This window comes from Qipengyuania sp. SM2512, assembly GCF_054954005.1.
In genome coordinates this window covers 2,641,189-2,657,007 of sequence record NZ_CM143134.1, presented here as the reverse complement: position 1 = coordinate 2,657,007, position 15,819 = coordinate 2,641,189, and the positions used below count along the sequence as shown (strand labels likewise).

Here is a 15,819-nt window from a genome sequence, read left to right as displayed (position 1 = left end):
CCGGTGTCCCTTCGGTCGTTCTGGTCCCGTCGATTGCCCCGAAGCTCTGCTCGATCCCGGGGCCGGGTCGCGTGGCCTATAGGCGCAAGGGCGCGGCGCGCGCAACGGGGCGCGGGCCCGATGGTATCGAAACCGTAACGTCAGGGGTGACTAGCGCGCGTCCTCGTCGTCGAGGCGGATCACAACCTCGTCGGGATGGACGACGTTGAGCTGGCTGCGCAGCAATTCGCCGACCATGTCGGGATCGGCGCTGTCCGGATCGAGCAGCGCGACGCGATTGCGCAGCGCATCGCGTTCCTTGGTCAGGGCGGCAAGATGCGCCTGCCGCTGGTCCAGCAGCCGCAAGTTCTCGCTCCAGGACAGCAGCCCGGATGGCCCGGCGATGGCGAGACCGCCCATCACCAACAACACGCCGAGCGCCAGCGACTGAACGCCGCGTTCCCTGCGAATGCCGAATTTTCCCACTGTCCGCTTCATAAGCTACCAGAATCATACTTGGCTGCTGCGCGCAAGCGCAAACGGCGGGGGATGCGGCGGTTGGAGTTCCTGCTCTGCCCACGAAGGAACCGCTGGCTTCTCCCGACCGTAGCAAACTTGACACGGGGCCCGCGACCATGTAGTTACCTTTGCAACTAATCACGCAAATCCGGAGGACAGCCCATGCCCGACCTTTTCGACAATCCCATCGGTCTCGACGGCTTCGAATTTGTCGAGTTCTGCGCTCCGGAAAAGGGCCAGCTCGAACCCGTCTTCAAGGCGATGGGCTTTTCCCACATCGCCTCGCACCGCTCCAAGGATGTCGATCTGTGGCGCCAGGGTGCGATCAATCTGATCGCCAATTACGAACCGCGCTCCGCCGCCTGGTATTTCGCGCGCGAACATGGCGCCTCGGCCTGCGGAATGGGCTTCCGGGTCAAGAACGCGGCCCAGGCCTATGCCGAGCTGCTCGAACGCGGCGCCGAGCCGGTAACCGTCGAGACCGGCCCGATGGAACTGCGCATCCCCGCGATCCGCGGCATCGGCGGTGCGATCATCTATCTGATCGACCGCTATGCCGACGAAAGCGGCGAAGGACTGTCGATCTACGACATCGATTTCGAGTATCTCGAAGGCGTCGACCGGCATCCGGTGGGTGCCGGCTTCAACGTCATCGATCACCTGACCCACAACGTCTACAACGGGCGGATGTCCTATTGGGCCAATTACTACGAGACGCTGTTCAACTTCCGCGAGATCCGCTTCTTCGACATCAAGGGTGAGTACACCGGGCTGACCTCGCAGGCGCTCACCGCGCCCGACGGCAAGATCCGCATCCCGCTCAACGAGGAAGGCGAAGGCGGCAAGGGCCAGATCGAGGAGTTCCTCAAGCAGTTCAACGGCGAAGGCATCCAGCACATCGCGCTGATCTGCGACGATCTGGTCGCCGCCTGGGACCGGCTCAAGGAATTCGGCGTCCCCTTCATGACCGCGCCGCCCGAAACCTATTACGAGATGCTCGACGAGCGTTTGCCCGGTCATGGCGAGGATGCTGAAGCGCTCAAGATGCGCGGCATCCTGCTCGACGGCAGCATTGAGGGCGGCAGCCCGCGACTGCTGCTGCAGATCTTCGCCGAGGCGCAGGTCGGACCGGTGTTCTTCGAGTTCATCCAGCGCAAGGGCGACGACGGCTTCGGCGAAGGCAATTTCAAGGCGCTGTTCGAGAGCATGGAGCGCGACCAGATCAAGCGCGGCTCGCTCAAGCTCGAGGAGCGCGAAGCCGAACCGGCGGAGTAACGCAACCCCAGCATCTCTCCCCTCCCGCAATCAAGAACGGAACCGGCCATGACCGAACAGACCACGCACCCGATCCGCCTCGGCGGCGTCCATCATGCGGCCTATCGCTGCAAGGACGCCAAGGAGACCGTGGAATGGTACCAGAAGGTGCTCGGCATGGACTATACCAGCGCCTTTTCCGAGGACCACGTGCCCTCGACCGGCGAATACGACCCCTACATGCACGTCTTCCTCGATGCGGGTAACGACAACATCCTCGCCTTCTTCGAGCTGCCCAAGCAGAAGGATATGGGCCGCGACGAGAACACCCCTGCCTGGGTCCAGCATCTCGCTTTCCGGGTCCACAGCGAGGACGAGCTGCTCGCGGCGAAAGAACACGTCGAAGGTCTCGGCATCGAAGTGCTCGGACCGACCCATCACGGCATCTTCAAGTCGATCTATTTCTTCGATCCCAACGGCCACCGCGTCGAACTGGCGACCGATATCGGCACCGACGAGCAATACGCCGAGCTGAAACGCGTAGCCATGCCGATGCTCGAGGAATGGAGCGAGACCCGGACCGCGCCGCAGCATGCCGCCTGGCTGCACGAGATCGCGCGCAAGGAACACGCCGGCGGTTGATCCGCCGATCCACCCTCGCGGCAAATGACGCCGCGCCGGTTCGGAACATCCTCCCGGGCCTCTCGTTTCCGCCCGAAGGGAGGCTTTCGTCTTGAACTATATCGCAACGCTGCGCGAGCAGGTGCAGGGAATGGCGACCGGTTTTGTGGCCGCGCTGCCCAACTTGGCGATCGCACTGATCGTCCTGGTTTTGACCTGGATCATCGCGCGCTTCGCCGCCAAAATCGCCGACATGCTGGTCGGCAGGACCGAAATCCGTCCCAGCCTCAAGGCCTTGATCGACACGCTGGTCAGGCTCGGCATCTGGCTGATGGGGATCATGATCGCCGCGATCGTGGTCATGCCCGGGCTGACCCCCGCGACCCTGTTCGCCGGGCTCGGCATCGGCGCGGTGGCGATCGGCTTCGCCTTTCAGGACATCTTCGAGAACTTCCTCGCCGGCGTGCTGATCATGCTGCGCGAGAAGATGCGGATCGGCGACGTCATCGAATGCGAGGGTATCACCGGCAAGGTCGAGAAGATCACGCTGCGCGAAACCCATGTCCGCCGTCTTTCCGGCGAATTGACCATCGTCCCCAATTCGATGATCTTCAAGAACCCGGTCGAAATCCTGACCGACGAACTCAGGCGCCGCCACGAGGTCGTGGTCGGCGTCTCCTACGACACCGATCTCGATCATGCCGCCGATGTCATCCGCCGCGCGGTCGAGCGGGTCGAGGGCATCGAGCCCGACAAGGGGCTCGACGTCTTCGCGCAGGAGTTCAATTCGAGCTCGGTCGATTTTCTCGTGCGCTGGTGGGCCGGATCGACTCCGCGCGATGGCTGGGAGAGCAAGGACAAGGTCGTGCGCGCCATCAAGGCCGGGCTCGACGCGGCCGAGATCGAAATACCCTTCCCCTATGTGACGCACACCTTCAAGGAGCGGGTCCCGCTGGGACCGAGCGGCGACAGCGAAGACTGACGCACCCGGGTTAGGGTGCGATGGAAGGGTGGATCGATGGCCGTGCTGAATAAACCTGCGGGTCGATCCGCTTGAGCACTCCCGAGTATCTCACCCGCCGGCAGGAGCTGCTGCTGTCGCTGGCGGCTGCGGTGGTGACCGCCAATGCCTATTACATCCACCCGATCATCGGCGAAGTGGCCGAGGGGTTCGGGGTCAGCACGGCGACGATCGGGCTGGTCCCGGCGCTCAACCAGTTGGCCTTGGCGGTGGGCATTTTCCTGCTGCTGCCGCTCGGCGACCGCTTCTCCAACCGGCGGCTGACGGTACTGTTCACCGCGGGTCAGTGCATCGGCCTGGGGATGATGACGCTGGCGCAGGACTTCGTGCTGTTCACCGCCGGATCGACGCTGCTCGGCTTCTTCACCATCGCTCCCTATCTGCTCCCCGCCTATGCCTCCAAGCGCGTCGCGCCCGAGCGGCTCGGCCATGTCACCGCCACTCTCACCGCCGGGGTGATCTTCGGGATACTGATCGCCCGCGTCGGCGCCGGCGTCGTCGCGGAATATTTCAGTTGGCGCGCGGTCTACTGGATCGCCAGCGGGGCGATGATCGCGATCGCTATCGCCCTCCCCCGGATCATGCCCCGGCTCGAGGCCACACGCGACAAGCCGACGGGCAATTATTTCGCGCTGGTGATGTCGGTCTTCCCGCTGCTGCGCTCGCACCGCGAGATCCTGCTCTCGGGGCTTATCCAGGGAATCGGCTTTGCGCAGTTCATCGCGCTGTGGCTCGGGCTGGCTCTGCACCTGACCTCGCCGGAGATGGGCTATGGCACCGACGTGGTCGGCTATCTTGCAGGCTTCGCCGCGATCAGCATCCTCTCGACCCCGCGGCTGGGGACGCTGGCGGACAGGTTCGGTCCCCGGCGCGCACGGTTCTATTTCTCGCTGGTCCAGACCGCCGGGATCGCGCTGCTGATCCCTTTCGGCAACAATCTGTGGCTGCTGATGATTCCGATCTTCTTCGGCAATCTGGTCGGCCCGGCGATCGACGTTACCAGCCGGATGACCTTCCTCTCGCTCGCCCCCGGCCTGCGCACGCGGCTGACCACGATCTACATCGTGATGATGTTCATCGGCGGCGCGATCGGCAGCATCGCCGGGACCGCGATCTACGATTTCTACGGCTGGAACGGCACCGCACTCTACGTCTTCGCTTCCTGCCTTGCGATCGTGGCGATCTCGCTAGTATCGTGGCGGATCTACGGACGGAGCGAGTAAGCGGCTGCCGGGCGTGCGAACGGAAATTGTGGACCCGGCCTGAACATGATGGGACTGTGATCAATGGGAAATCTCAGTGCCACTCGACCGATGACGTTTGCTTCACGCCTTCACTTCGGTCGTTCCGGCACTCCCGCCGATTTCCCGAGAGCAGACATCGGATCGATCATCCTCAAGCGGCTGCAATGTCGGACGATCCGGAACGGCGGCTTTTGAAGCCCAAGAGGGGATGGCGAACATTCTTGGCGGCAAGTTTGCCAGTCAGCATCGTTCAGGTTCAAAAGCATCCGGCGTCTGCCCTTTGGGAGCACGGCTTCGACATCAATCATGAGATCGTGCCTCACTGGTGAGGCAGGTCTGCGCCACTGTTTGCGCCTTGATAAGGTGCAGGTGGGGACCAATTGCCTTTTCGAGCGGCGGATCAGAGGGTGAGGTGCTTGAGAGTTACGTCACCAAAACGCACGACAAGGCCGCAGCTTTGGGCTTCATGAAGAGAAAGCTAAAGCGTCATGGTCCACCCGAGATTATCATCAACGAACGCTTGCGCACCTAAGGAACCGCAATGACTCAGTTCGGCTGCGAGGCGAGGTAGGAGGTCGGACGCTCGGCCAAACAGCCGGCGGGAGAACTCGCGTCTTCCGTTCCGACCATGAGAGCGGACGATGCCGCAATTCCGCGACATAAAGGCGCTACGCAATGCGCCTTCATCTATGCCAACGACAACAAGCGCTTCAGCTCCGAACGCCATCTGATCGACCGCCAGACTAACAAGACCCGCCACTCGGCCGCGCTCGCCGAGTGGCAGAACCTCACGCGCTGAGGCAATGCCGGGAAAGGGGACATCTGCGCCTGCCTGACGCTAGTTGCGATTGGGTGCGACAACACCCCGCTTCTAGCGAGGAGGCGGTTGGACTAAAATTCGTTCCAGTCGTTCTGGGGAGTTATCGTCTTTAGGTGGGCGAGAGCTTGAACGGGAAGCTTTGCTTGGGGCGATCTCGAGCTGTTTGCTCCTCCAGCAGCGGCCCGGAGTTGCCCTGCGGGGATGCGGTCTGCGCCCATGTGGAAGCGCCCTGCTTGCTCGGCAAGCGCCTGAACCTCATGCGTCAGGTTGCGTGCCGCGGCTGACGTCTCTTCGACCATCGCTGCATTCTGCTGCGTAGACTGGTCCATGGTCGAAATCGCCGTGGAGATTTCGGTTATTCCCGCTGATTGCGCCTGGTTGTCCGAGGCCATGCTTTCCAGCAATTTGTGAACCTGCTCCACGTCACCGGAAATGGCCACCAACGCTCCATCGACCTTCTGTACCGCTTCTACGGCGGTACCGATGTCCGTCTGCGTGACGGTAAGCTGATCGCGGGCGCGCTTGGCTTCCTCCTCTGCGCGCATGGCGAGTGCCGAAACGAGATCCGCGACCACTGCAAACCCTCGGCCGGCATCGCCGGCGCGGCCCGCCTCGACTGCTGCGTTCATCGCCAGTACGCGCGTTTGAAAAGCGATTTTGTCCAGTCCTTCGATGACGCTGTCGATGCCTTCGGCACTTTGAGAAACGCGGCCCATGGCCTCAACCGCCTCCTCTGCGACTTTGCGACCCACACCGACTGTGCCGTTCGCCTGATCGGCGCGCTCCACCGTCCGCGAAGCGGCAGTTGCTGTCGCCTTCAAGCGCCCATCGATCTGGATGAGCGAGGCCGACGTCTCTTCCAGGCTCGCGGCATTGCCTTCGGTGCGCCTCGCGAGATCCTCGGAGGCTTGCGCGATCTCTCCTGAACCCGTCTGAATTTGCGCGGCGCTCTCATGCACGGCTCCAATCAGCTCGCGAAGGGCCTCGAGTGCTTGGTTGAAATTGGTTTTGAGGGCCGCGTAAGCTGGCGGAAACTCGCTCGTAATTTGCGCCGTCAAGTTACCCTCCGAAAGCTCCCGAAGATATCCGCAAGCTCCTTACCGACGTTGCTCTTGCCGCGATCGTCGACATGATCCTGTTGATTTTTTCGCTGCGATTCCAGACGCTCGCGATCAAGCCAAGGTCGACCTTCAGCTTGTTCGCCCTGGTCCGGGCCAGCACATTGCTGGTGGTCGTAGGGTCTGGTCTGGCTCTGTATTCGGCTCAAGTCCGCAGCTTCCCAGCGATCTTCACCAGTTACATGCGTGAGATGGCGATGAGTGCCGAGATCCTGGTCCTCCAGAACCGGGGCGATGGCGGGCCGGAGGGCATCCGCCTGATCAGCAGCCTGGGCCTTCCGGCACAGGAAGTCGCTTTTGGGCGATCGATCGATCTCGAGGCCGACCAGATCCTTGAGCATCTCGGTTGCACCCGGGTCGATACCGGGGCCGCAGTAGCGGGTCCGAACGATCAGAACACCTTCGCGTATTGGATCGACGCCTGCCATCTGGGTGTGACTTCATCGACGCCGCGAACCCAGTTTGTCTACGCGACCCGTCCCATTGCCGAGGCGGCATATACGCGCGTGTTGCTTCAAATGCTGGGGCCTCTTGCCGTGCTTTTGTTCGCGGGCCTTTTGGAGCTACTCGTCGGTATCGCCATGCGACGCTCGGCGAGTGCGCTCGATCGACTTCTCGGCTCGCTCGGTCGACCTGGCCTGACCCCGCCCGAAGGCATTTCTATCGACGAGCTCGCCCGCCCGGCGGCCTTCTTCGTCGAAGCCAACAATCATTATGCGGCGAGCGCGGAGGAGCGGCGCCTCTTGGGCGAGGCGGTGCGAGAACTGAAGCGGGGTATCGAGCTGCGCCTGGTGACCGACATCAGCTTCTCTGCACGCGATGGGCTGCTCTCCTTCACCGATGTCGATCTCGACCATGCTCCCTGCGCTCAGGAGTTCGAAGTTCATCCTAACGATCGACTTGCGGTCGCCACTGCGCTTGGGGACCATCAGGTGATGGTCGAGTTCCGACTTGCCTCGCCGACACATAGCGACTGGTATCTGCTGCTGGCTCGCGATCCGTACTTGCCACACTGTTGGCGTTCCGGTTGCATTCTGCGTCTTCGTCAGTCGCGGCTCAGCAAAGACCGAATGTTGCAGCATGCGAGACTGACCGAGCTTGGCGGCATGGCTTCGGCGCTGAGCCATGAACTGAAGCAACCCTTGTTCACGATTTCGCTGGCGGCAGAGAACGGGTCGCTCCTCACCGAAGGGATCGTGGACCCACCCGTACTCAAGGCACGCGCGAAATTTCAGCGAATTCTGGAGCAGGTTGAGCGGGCGCGCTCTATTATAGGTCGAGTGTCAAATTACGCCCGGGTGGAGGAAGAGCACGACGAGGTGTTCGATATCGTCGAAGGAATACGCAATGCCGCGACGTTCGTGAGGCCTCTGCTTGTTCAGGAAAACAGTCGGATGGAGGTAATCGGCGCGGACGCCCCGGTGCTCGTTAGACTGCCGCTCGTGGGACTGGAGCAGATCGTCGTCAATGCGGTGCAAAATTCGATCGATGCGATCGCGTCGCGGCGGGCGCGAGAGCCCGAATTGGCAGGGGAAATCATCGTTGTGATCCGCCATGAGGAAATCGGACTTGCAGTTGAAATCACTGACAATGGGATTGGTCTCGATATCCCGCAGCCGGAAAATGCCTTCGAAGCCTTTGTGACCACGAAGCCGAAAGGCAAGGGCACCGGTCTCGGCCTCTATATCTCGCGGCAAATCATGCTGGAAGTCGGCGGCGCGATTTCGATCTCGCCGAAGCTTGGGCAGGAGCCGGGCACCACGCTGACCCTTCGTTGGCCCGCGAGTGTGGTCCTATCCTCTAAAGCCGAAGCCGTTCCCAAGGACGTGGGTAAGGCTGCGGCATGAGCAAACCAAACATTCTCGTCATCGACGACGACGAGGAAATCTGCCGAGAAGTGACCGATGCGCTCAGTCATCACGGCTTCAACTCGCGCTGGACGACCAGGCCGGGATCGACAGCGACGACCGCTTACGACGGGGCGGACATTATCTTGCTCGACCTTGCGATGCCCGAGGCCGATGGTTTCGAGGTCATCCAGGCGCTCTCCCGTATAGCGGGCGGTCCTCATCTGGTCGTGGCCTCCGGCCATAGCGCCCGGATCATCAAAGCGGCGGTCAGAAGCGCCGACCGCTTGGGCGTGCCGGTGCTCGGCATTCTTGCGAAACCTTACTCGGTTCGTGACCTGATGAGCTTGCTGGATGGTTTCTATCCAGCGAGCAGCGCTACTGCTCCGGACGATGCAGCGCTTGTTCGCAGGCTAGTCAAAGCAGGGAGTCTGCTTGATCATGTGCAGGTCGCGTTTCAAACGAAACACTGGCTCCATAGCGCCGAGGTCGTAGGTCACGAAGCATTGCTACGACTCAATTCAATCCGCCCGATCAGTCCGGAACTGGTTTTCGCGGATACGGTCGATTTGGCCGCGCAATTGCAGGTTACCGAGAGAGTCTTGGATGAGGCCATGCGGTTTGCCTCGACTCTTTTGGCCGACCGCCTGGAGCAGACGGTTTCGGTGAATTGTTCGCCAGCGCTCATCTGCGCTCCGCAGTTCATGCCGATGCTTTCGCATCTGTTGGAGCGATGGTCCCTTTCTCCGAAACTCGTCGTGATCGAGCTTACCCAGCATCAAAGCTTGAGGTCGCTCGATGCCATCGCCACCGCGACGAGCCGCCTGGCGCTCCGTGGTTGCGGTATCGCGATCGACGATTTCGGCCGGGGGACGACCAGTCTCGAGCGCCTCCTTATGTTACCCATTACCGAGTTGAAGATCGACAAAGAGATATTCTTGAGCGGCGTTGAGGGATGCTCGTCGCGCAAGATCATAGAAGAAGTGATCGGTTTCTGCCGCGCTCATAATATCCGGTCCACCGTCGTCGGGATCGAGACCGATCATCATCTGTCGGTCGCCCGCGATCTGGGCGCGGATTTCGGGCAGGGATTTTTGTGGGGAAGAGCCAAAATTCCCAGTTACGAGCCGAGACGAGGTGTGTGTTGACCTTCGATGTTTACATCGTCGACGACGATCCGGTCATACGTGAAGAACTTATCGAGCTCGTGAGCGGTGAGGGATATCAAGCGTATGGCTTCGCTGCCGGCGGCACTTTTCTTTCGGCAGCAGGAGAGCTGGCGCCCGGCTGCGTTATCCTCGATCAGAATCTGCCCGATATAACGGGGATCGAGCTGCTCGAGCAGCTGATCGGCGCACGCAGTGCCCATCATGTCCTGATGCTCACAGGTGTCGGAAGGATCACGATGGCCGTAGCCGCTATGCAACTTGGCGCCGTCGACTTCATCGAGAAGCCCTGCACTGCATCCCGGCTTCTCGAAGCCATCGCTTCTGCTCAAGCCCGCCTGGCTCAAGAGCAGATCATCCGAACGAGACGGAGTTCCGCTCTTGAGCTGTTGGCGAGGCTCACGCCGCGGGAGCTTGAGGTGGCGGCGATCGTTTGCCGCGGATTTTCCAGCAAGGAGGTTGCGCGCGAATTGTGCATCAGTCCGCGGACCGTTGACAATCATCGCGCAAGCCTCACTGCAAAGCTTGACGTGAAAAGCCTTCCGGATCTCCTGCGTCTTCTCGTCGACGCCGATTTGTGCGAGATGGATCTTCCCGAAGGTGTGAGTCAGCCATTCGATACTGCTGCAGGGGAGCTGCCCGATAGAAGCATCATGTACTAACTCTTGCTCGATACATGGAGCCAGCCGCATCGTGCTCGACGACGCGCATTGCCCTCCCCGCGTCCGGCACCTCACCAAGGGCTCAACATCATTCTCCGCAAGCATTGGATCTGCCGCCGAAGGGTTTTCGCGACATCCCCATGCCATTGATGTCCCTCACCGCAATCCGTTACGTTAGTCTGACATCCTCGAACCCACACGGTCGCACCAAGCGTTCGTCAACGACAGATTGGTAGATTCCCGGCCGATGCAAGCATTACATCGAATATTGGCGGTAGGCGTTCTGACTGTGTGCGCGCTGGCGCTCGCAGGATGGCTTTACGGACTCGATATCTTGACGAAATTCGGCCCCGGCTGGGCGGAAATGTCTCTCTTCACCATCTTGTGCGCTGGCTTGTGCTCTGTCGCCATACTGCAACGTGAGGGGAGCGGCACCACGATCGCTCGTATCGCCCTGGCGAGCGCGGCAATTATCAGTTGTTATGCGCTCGCCAGATATCTCGTCGATCCGGATTTCGACGGCTATCTGTTGGGTGCCCGATGGGGGCAAACGGCGCCTTCATCGTCGCTCGCCGTTTTGATGCTCTCGGCGGCGCTGCTGCAACGCCGTGGGAGATGGGGGGGATGGGTGTACTCGGTACTCATCATCGCTGCGTTCGGAATAACACTGCTGGCTTTTGGTGGCTATCTTACCGGCGCGGCATCGCTTTACAAGATGTCGGCATTTGCTGCCATGTCGTTGCCTTCCGTTCTGGTGTTGGCGCTGTTGGCGCTCGCCGCGCTATTCATGCGACGCGACGCGGGCTGGATCCCCATATTGTTCAGACAAGACAGAGGCGGGCGTTTTGCCCGATGGCTATTGCCGCTCGCGCTCACGCTTCCCTTCCTGCTTTCGGCACTCACCCTGGCCGGTTCGCAAAACGGCTTCTTCGATCAGGCATTCGGCCTCGCTCTACTGGCCGTGCTGCTCGCCGTCACAGCCGTCATCGCTGCCCTGGCAGTATCGAACTCGCTGTCCGCCAGCGAAGGCGCGCGCCACAGGAGCGAGCGCTTGATCCAGGAGATCGTCGATAATGCGCCGGCGTTGATCTACGCCAAAGATACCGACGGGCGCTTCCTGCTGGTCAATCGCGCATTTTGCGAGCTGTTCCGCCTCGATGTCGAATCGGTCATCGGCAAGACCGACCACGATCTTTTCGGGGCTGATGCGGCCGCGCGATATCGCGCTCTCGACGAGCGTGTGATCGCGGCGGGCCATGCGATCAGTGAGGAAGAGACTGCTCTGCAAGACGGCGTGGCGCGCAGCTACCTTTCGCTAAAAACGCCGTTGTTCGACGAAACCGGCATTGCCTACGGCATGTGCGGGATCTCGTCCGATATTACCGATCGCAAGCAGGCCGAGGAAGCCCTCGGCGAAAGCGAGCGCCGCGCCAATCGGATTGTTGCGACAGCGATGGACGCTGTGGTCACGATCGACGACCAGGGCGTTGTAACGGATTGGAACCCGCAAGCCGAAATAATATTCGGCTGGAAGAAGCGCAAGGCGATAGGCGTGCCGGTCGACGAGCTTATCATCCCCGAGCCACTGCGCGACTCCCATCGGAAGGGAATGGCACGCTATCTGGCAAGCCGGGAAAGCAAGATCCTTGGTCGGCGAATAGAAATGTCAGCGCTGAACCGCGATGGGCGTGAATTTCCCGTCGAGCTATCGATCACACCAATTCGGCTCGGCAGTACGATCAGTTTCGCAGGCTTCATTAGGGATATCTCCGACCGGAAGCTTGCCCATGAACGGCTCAAGACGCAGCTCGAGCGCCTCGCCTTGATCGACCAGATCACGCGCGCGACCAGCCAACGTTTCGATCTGGACAGTATATTCGGGATCGTGGTCGAGGCGGTCAAGAAAGGGCTTCCCGCCGAGTTCGTCTGCATCTGCCATTTCGATCAGGCCTCGAACGAATGCGTGATCGGCCATCTCGGCGTCCGAGACCCTAAAAGTCGCGAATTGCTCGGTTTCTCCAAAGGCGATGTTCTGGATATCGCTGCTGATTTGCACAGGCAATACAGTGGAGGAACGCTGATCTACGAACCGGATACCTCAACGGTAGGAGCTCCGTTCGATCGGCTTGCCGAACTGGGGTTGGGATCCATGGTAGTCGCCCCGCTGGCGATCGAAGCCGACGGGTACGGAATGCTCATCGCCGCGCGATCGGAAAAGGAAGGTTTTCTCAGCACCGATTGCGAGTTTCTCAAGCAATTGGGGGAGCATGTCGCATTGGCAATGAGGCAAGCGCAACTACACGGTAATTTGCAGAAGGCATACGATGAGCTCGACCAGTCACAGCAGGCTGCGGTCCAGCAGGAGCGGTTGAGCGCGATCGGTCAAATGGCGAGCGGCCTTGCTCACGACATAAACAACGCACTCTCTCCGATGGCACTTTACACGCAATATCTGCGTGAGAATGACGAGACTTTTCCGAAGGAAGTGCGCGATTATCTGCAAATCGCCGACCGGGTTACGAAAGATATATCTGCTACCGTGGCGCGTATGAGTGAGTACTACAGGGTTGACGCTGCCGAACCCGAAAAGACGCGTATCGATCTCAACCAGCTCGTCGAGCAGGTGGTCGAGCTCACGCGTGCTCGATGGAGCGACATCCCGCAACGGAACGGTGTGGTGATTGCCATCGATATGGTGCTCTTCCCGGACCTGCCTGCCGTTCTGGGTAATGCGTCCGAGCTTCGCGACGCGATCACCAATCTGATTTTCAACGCCGTCGACGCTTTGGCGCAGGGTGGTACTATAACCATCGAGACCCAGGAAATGACGGGTACGGCGGGCGATCCGCTAGTGCGCCTGCGCGTCGACGATACAGGCAGCGGGATGGACGAAGACACCCAGCAGCGTTGTCTGGAGCCGTTTTTCACCACCAAAGGCGCACAGGGCACCGGATTGGGGCTGGGGATGGTCTATGGTGCCGCCCAGCGTCATGATGCAAAGCTCGAAATTGAGAGCGCGCTCGGGCGCGGCACGACGGTAAGCCTTCAATTTCCGATCACTCAAACCGCCGCCTCCAGACAAGATGGGGGGGATAACCCCAAGAGCCTACGTCTGCTGCGACTGCTGCTAGTCGATGATGATCCCGCAGTGCTCGAATCGACGGCAATGATCCTCAATCTCGAAGGCTATCGCATAACCACTGCAGGTGGCGGGGAAGCCGGTATCGAGGCCTTGATAGCTGCGCTCAAAGCCGGAGAGCCATTCGATGCGGTAATCACCGATCTCGGGATGCCCTACGTCGATGGCCATCAGGTTGCGAAGAAGGCGAAGGAGCTTTTTCCAGAGACCATGGTGCTCCTCCTCACAGGCTGGGGAAGCAGAATGACCGGCAGCGACGGCGCGCCATTCAACGTGGACGCCGTGTTGTCCAAACCGCTGATCCTCGAAGATCTTCGTGCAGTACTGCAAAAACTCTAAAGCAACTTCCGATCGCTAAAGGTGTGATCGCTTGCATGTTACACAGGAGCGCCGCCGCATGACAAAGCCGGAGATCCTGATCGTGGATGACGATGAGGCGTTCTGTCGCGAGTTGGTTCGCGCTCTGGGTCAACGAGGAATCGCCGCGAACTGGACTGCCAGTCCGGTCGAGCTTTCCAAGGGCCTGTACGGAACCCCGGACATCGTCCTGCTCGATCTCGGAATGCCCGGAATCGACGGCTTTGAGGTCATTGAGGCAATCTCGCGATTCGCGGTAAAGCCGCACATCATTGTGGCTTCCGGCTACAGCGACAGGATCATAAATGCAGCGGCGAAGAGCGCTATCGGCTTCGGGATCCCCGTTCTTGGCAGGCTGGAGAAGCCTTATTCGCTCATCGAACTGATCAAGCTTCTAGACCGTTTCTGCTCCGCCGACGGGCAATCCGGTCCGGACCAGGCAGCGCTCGTTCAAGATCTGATTATAGATGGCAAACTTCTCGATCATGTCTGCGTCGCGTTCCAAACCAAACGGCGCCTCAGCAACCAGACCGTCATCGGCCACGAAGCGTTGCTGCGTCTGGACGTCGATCGGTCGATCAGCCCTGAACTCGTCTTCTCGGATATGGTGCCGGTCCACATCCAGCTGGACGTAACCGAAGCAGTGTTGCGCGGGGCGATGCAATTCGCCGCAGAAATTTTCAATGGTGGGCGGGTTGAGCCGGTTTCCATCAATTGTTCGCCCGCGGTTCTTTGCGCAGCGGAGTTGATGCCGATGATTTCGCGTGCATTGGCCGATTTTGCAATTCCGCCCAACATGCTCGTCCTTGAGTTGACCGAGCACCATAGTATCGAAGCGCTCGATACCATTGCAGTCGCGGCAAGTCGCCTTGCGCTTCGCGGTTGCGGTATCGCGATCGACGACTTCGGTCGGGGCACGACGAGTCTGGAGCGCTTGTTGGAATTGCCGATCTCGGAAGTAAAGATAGATCGGGAAATTTTTCAGAATTGTGTCGAGCAAGAATTGTCTCGTCCAATTCTGCAAGAGGTGATCCGCTTTTGCCGCTCGCACCAGATCGACTGCGTGGTAGAAGGAATCGAAACGGAACAGCACCGTCTCCTCGCGCTTGGTTTAGGCGCCGAGTTCGGTCAAGGCTATCTGTGGGGCAAACCTGAAATCCGCGATACGTGCGGAGCGGGGCCTGTCAGAGCAAATGCACCTGCTGATAAAGATTAGGGGGCAAGGCGGGTGCATGCCACGTCCTGGCAAGCCAGCTAGCATTCATCGTTCGGAAGATCTTCGATCTGTATCTGTGTGGACCGGCCGGTTCCCACCCTCTGGAGATCACCAACGAATGGCGCATTACACCTGCGCTCTTTGATCAATTTGCTGAACTCATGCGCGAGCCCCTTCGGGAGGGAAGGCCCCGCGCTCCAGCAATACTACGTGCGCAGCATCGAACGAAAATGGTGCGCCCGAGAGGATTCGAACCTCCGGCCCCCAGATTAGGAATCTGATGCTCTATCCTGCTGAGCTACGGGCGCGTCGGCTTCGCCAATAAGCCAGCCTCGGGCGGCTGACAACGGGCCATGGGTCGATGACGGCGATCCGCGGCGGATCAGTTGAGCTTGTCGGGCTCCGCGATCGGAAAAGGCAGCGGGGCAACCGCGATGCCTTCCTCGATCAGTTCCTTGGCCTCGCGCACCGTGGCCTTGCCATGGATCGCCTCGACCTCCTTCTCGCCGTAATGCATCGCGCGCGATTCCTCGGCGAAACCGTCGCCGACATAGGTGCTTGTGCGCAGCGCCTTGGCCTGCGCTTCGGCGAGCGCGCGCATCGCCTTATGCACTTCGGGCGGGATTTCGCGATTGGTGACCGGCTTGCCGGATTTTGCGACGACCTTGCCCGTCCGCTGATTGCTCTTAGCGGGGACGGCGGGAGCCATCGGCGCTTTGCCAACCTCCTGCGAGCCGCATTGCGGGCACTCGACCAGACCCTGCTCGCGCTGTTCGACGTAATCCGCCGAGGAGCCGAACCAGCCTTCGAACCGGTGCCCTTCGGCACAATGGAGGTCGTAGACGATCATGCTGGC

At 60.5% G+C, this 15,819-nt stretch carries 12 protein-coding genes, 1 tRNA gene and 1 pseudogene; 10 read left to right on the top strand and 4 right to left on the bottom strand.

Annotated features, from left to right (window positions below; genetic code table 11):
• Positions 1-150 precede the first annotated feature (150 nt).
• On the bottom strand, positions 151-477 hold the full coding sequence (locus ACQ5J0_RS13235; protein WP_462567984.1) for an FtsB family cell division protein: 327 nt from the start codon (positions 475-477) through the stop codon (positions 151-153).
• Between the two features lie 183 nt (positions 478-660).
• Between ACQ5J0_RS13235 and hppD the strand changes: the two genes are divergently transcribed.
• The 5 genes from hppD (at position 661) to ACQ5J0_RS13210 (ending at position 5,437) form a co-directional block, all read left to right on the top strand.
• Entirely contained in the window at positions 661-1,773 is a 1,113-nt protein-coding gene (gene hppD, locus ACQ5J0_RS13230) for a 4-hydroxyphenylpyruvate dioxygenase (protein ID WP_462567982.1), read from the top strand.
• Between the two features lie 48 nt (positions 1,774-1,821).
• Positions 1,822-2,394: a VOC family protein gene (locus tag ACQ5J0_RS13225; RefSeq protein WP_462567980.1), complete on the top strand. Its 573-nt coding sequence runs from the start codon at positions 1,822-1,824 to the stop codon at positions 2,392-2,394.
• A 91-nt stretch (positions 2,395-2,485) separates the two neighbouring features.
• The gene (locus ACQ5J0_RS13220) at positions 2,486-3,355 is read left to right on the top strand and encodes a mechanosensitive ion channel family protein (protein ID WP_462567978.1); all 870 of its coding nucleotides are present in this window, start codon (positions 2,486-2,488) and stop codon (positions 3,353-3,355) included.
• 71 nt (positions 3,356-3,426) lie between these two features.
• Positions 3,427-4,617, top strand: coding sequence for an MFS transporter (locus ACQ5J0_RS13215; protein WP_462567977.1), 1,191 nt, complete (start codon positions 3,427-3,429; stop codon positions 4,615-4,617).
• A 649-nt stretch (positions 4,618-5,266) separates the two neighbouring features.
• The gene (locus tag ACQ5J0_RS13210; RefSeq protein WP_462567975.1) at positions 5,267-5,437 is read left to right on the top strand and encodes a hypothetical protein; all 171 of its coding nucleotides are present in this window, start codon (positions 5,267-5,269) and stop codon (positions 5,435-5,437) included.
• A 92-nt stretch (positions 5,438-5,529) separates the two neighbouring features.
• Here the strand turns inward: ACQ5J0_RS13210 and ACQ5J0_RS13205 are convergent.
• Positions 5,530-6,540 (bottom strand): annotated as a pseudogene (locus ACQ5J0_RS13205) (methyl-accepting chemotaxis protein); the annotation flags it as partial.
• A 47-nt stretch (positions 6,541-6,587) separates the two neighbouring features.
• On the opposite strand from ACQ5J0_RS13205, the gene ACQ5J0_RS13200 reads away from it, so the two are divergent.
• From ACQ5J0_RS13200 to ACQ5J0_RS13180, 5 genes are all read left to right on the top strand, one after another.
• On the top strand, positions 6,588-8,423 hold the full coding sequence (locus ACQ5J0_RS13200) for an ATP-binding protein (RefSeq protein WP_462567974.1): 1,836 nt from the start codon (positions 6,588-6,590) through the stop codon (positions 8,421-8,423).
• Entirely contained in the window at positions 8,420-9,571 is a 1,152-nt protein-coding gene (locus tag ACQ5J0_RS13195) for an EAL domain-containing response regulator (RefSeq protein WP_462567973.1), read from the top strand. Before ACQ5J0_RS13200 ends, ACQ5J0_RS13195 begins: the two co-directional genes overlap by 4 nt.
• Positions 9,568-10,251 (top strand): response regulator transcription factor, encoded by a 684-nt coding sequence (locus tag ACQ5J0_RS13190; protein WP_462567972.1) that lies wholly within the window; start codon positions 9,568-9,570, stop codon positions 10,249-10,251. The genes ACQ5J0_RS13195 and ACQ5J0_RS13190 overlap by 4 nt, the downstream gene beginning before the upstream one ends.
• A 334-nt stretch (positions 10,252-10,585) precedes the next feature.
• The gene (locus tag ACQ5J0_RS13185; protein WP_462567971.1) at positions 10,586-13,729 is read left to right on the top strand and encodes a PAS domain S-box protein; all 3,144 of its coding nucleotides are present in this window, start codon (positions 10,586-10,588) and stop codon (positions 13,727-13,729) included.
• A 58-nt stretch (positions 13,730-13,787) separates the two neighbouring features.
• Positions 13,788-14,963: an EAL domain-containing protein gene (locus ACQ5J0_RS13180; RefSeq protein ID WP_462567970.1), complete on the top strand. Its 1,176-nt coding sequence runs from the start codon at positions 13,788-13,790 to the stop codon at positions 14,961-14,963.
• Between the two features lie 231 nt (positions 14,964-15,194).
• Here ACQ5J0_RS13180 and ACQ5J0_RS13175 read toward each other — a convergent pair.
• Both ACQ5J0_RS13175 and ACQ5J0_RS13170 read right to left on the bottom strand, forming a co-directional pair.
• Positions 15,195-15,271: transfer RNA gene (locus tag ACQ5J0_RS13175), tRNA-Arg, on the bottom strand.
• Between the two features lie 74 nt (positions 15,272-15,345).
• The gene (locus ACQ5J0_RS13170; RefSeq protein WP_462567968.1) at positions 15,346-15,813 is read right to left on the bottom strand and encodes a DUF1178 family protein; all 468 of its coding nucleotides are present in this window, start codon (positions 15,811-15,813) and stop codon (positions 15,346-15,348) included.
• Positions 15,814-15,819: the final 6 nt, after the last annotated feature.

Coding starts and splice junctions, on each gene's coding strand:
- ACQ5J0_RS13235 (WP_462567984.1), bottom strand. CDS start 477: ATGAAGCGGACAGTGGGAAAATTCGGCATTCGCAGGGAACGCGGCGTT.
- hppD (WP_462567982.1), top strand. CDS start 661: ATGCCCGACCTTTTCGACAATCCCATCGGTCTCGACGGCTTCGAATTT.
- ACQ5J0_RS13225 (WP_462567980.1), top strand. CDS start 1,822: ATGACCGAACAGACCACGCACCCGATCCGCCTCGGCGGCGTCCATCAT.
- ACQ5J0_RS13210 (WP_462567975.1), top strand. CDS start 5,267: ATGAGAGCGGACGATGCCGCAATTCCGCGACATAAAGGCGCTACGCAA.
- ACQ5J0_RS13200 (WP_462567974.1), top strand. CDS start 6,588: ATGATCCTGTTGATTTTTTCGCTGCGATTCCAGACGCTCGCGATCAAG.
- ACQ5J0_RS13195 (WP_462567973.1), top strand. CDS start 8,420: ATGAGCAAACCAAACATTCTCGTCATCGACGACGACGAGGAAATCTGC.
- ACQ5J0_RS13180 (WP_462567970.1), top strand. CDS start 13,788: ATGACAAAGCCGGAGATCCTGATCGTGGATGACGATGAGGCGTTCTGT.
- ACQ5J0_RS13170 (WP_462567968.1), bottom strand. CDS start 15,813: ATGATCGTCTACGACCTCCATTGTGCCGAAGGGCACCGGTTCGAAGGC.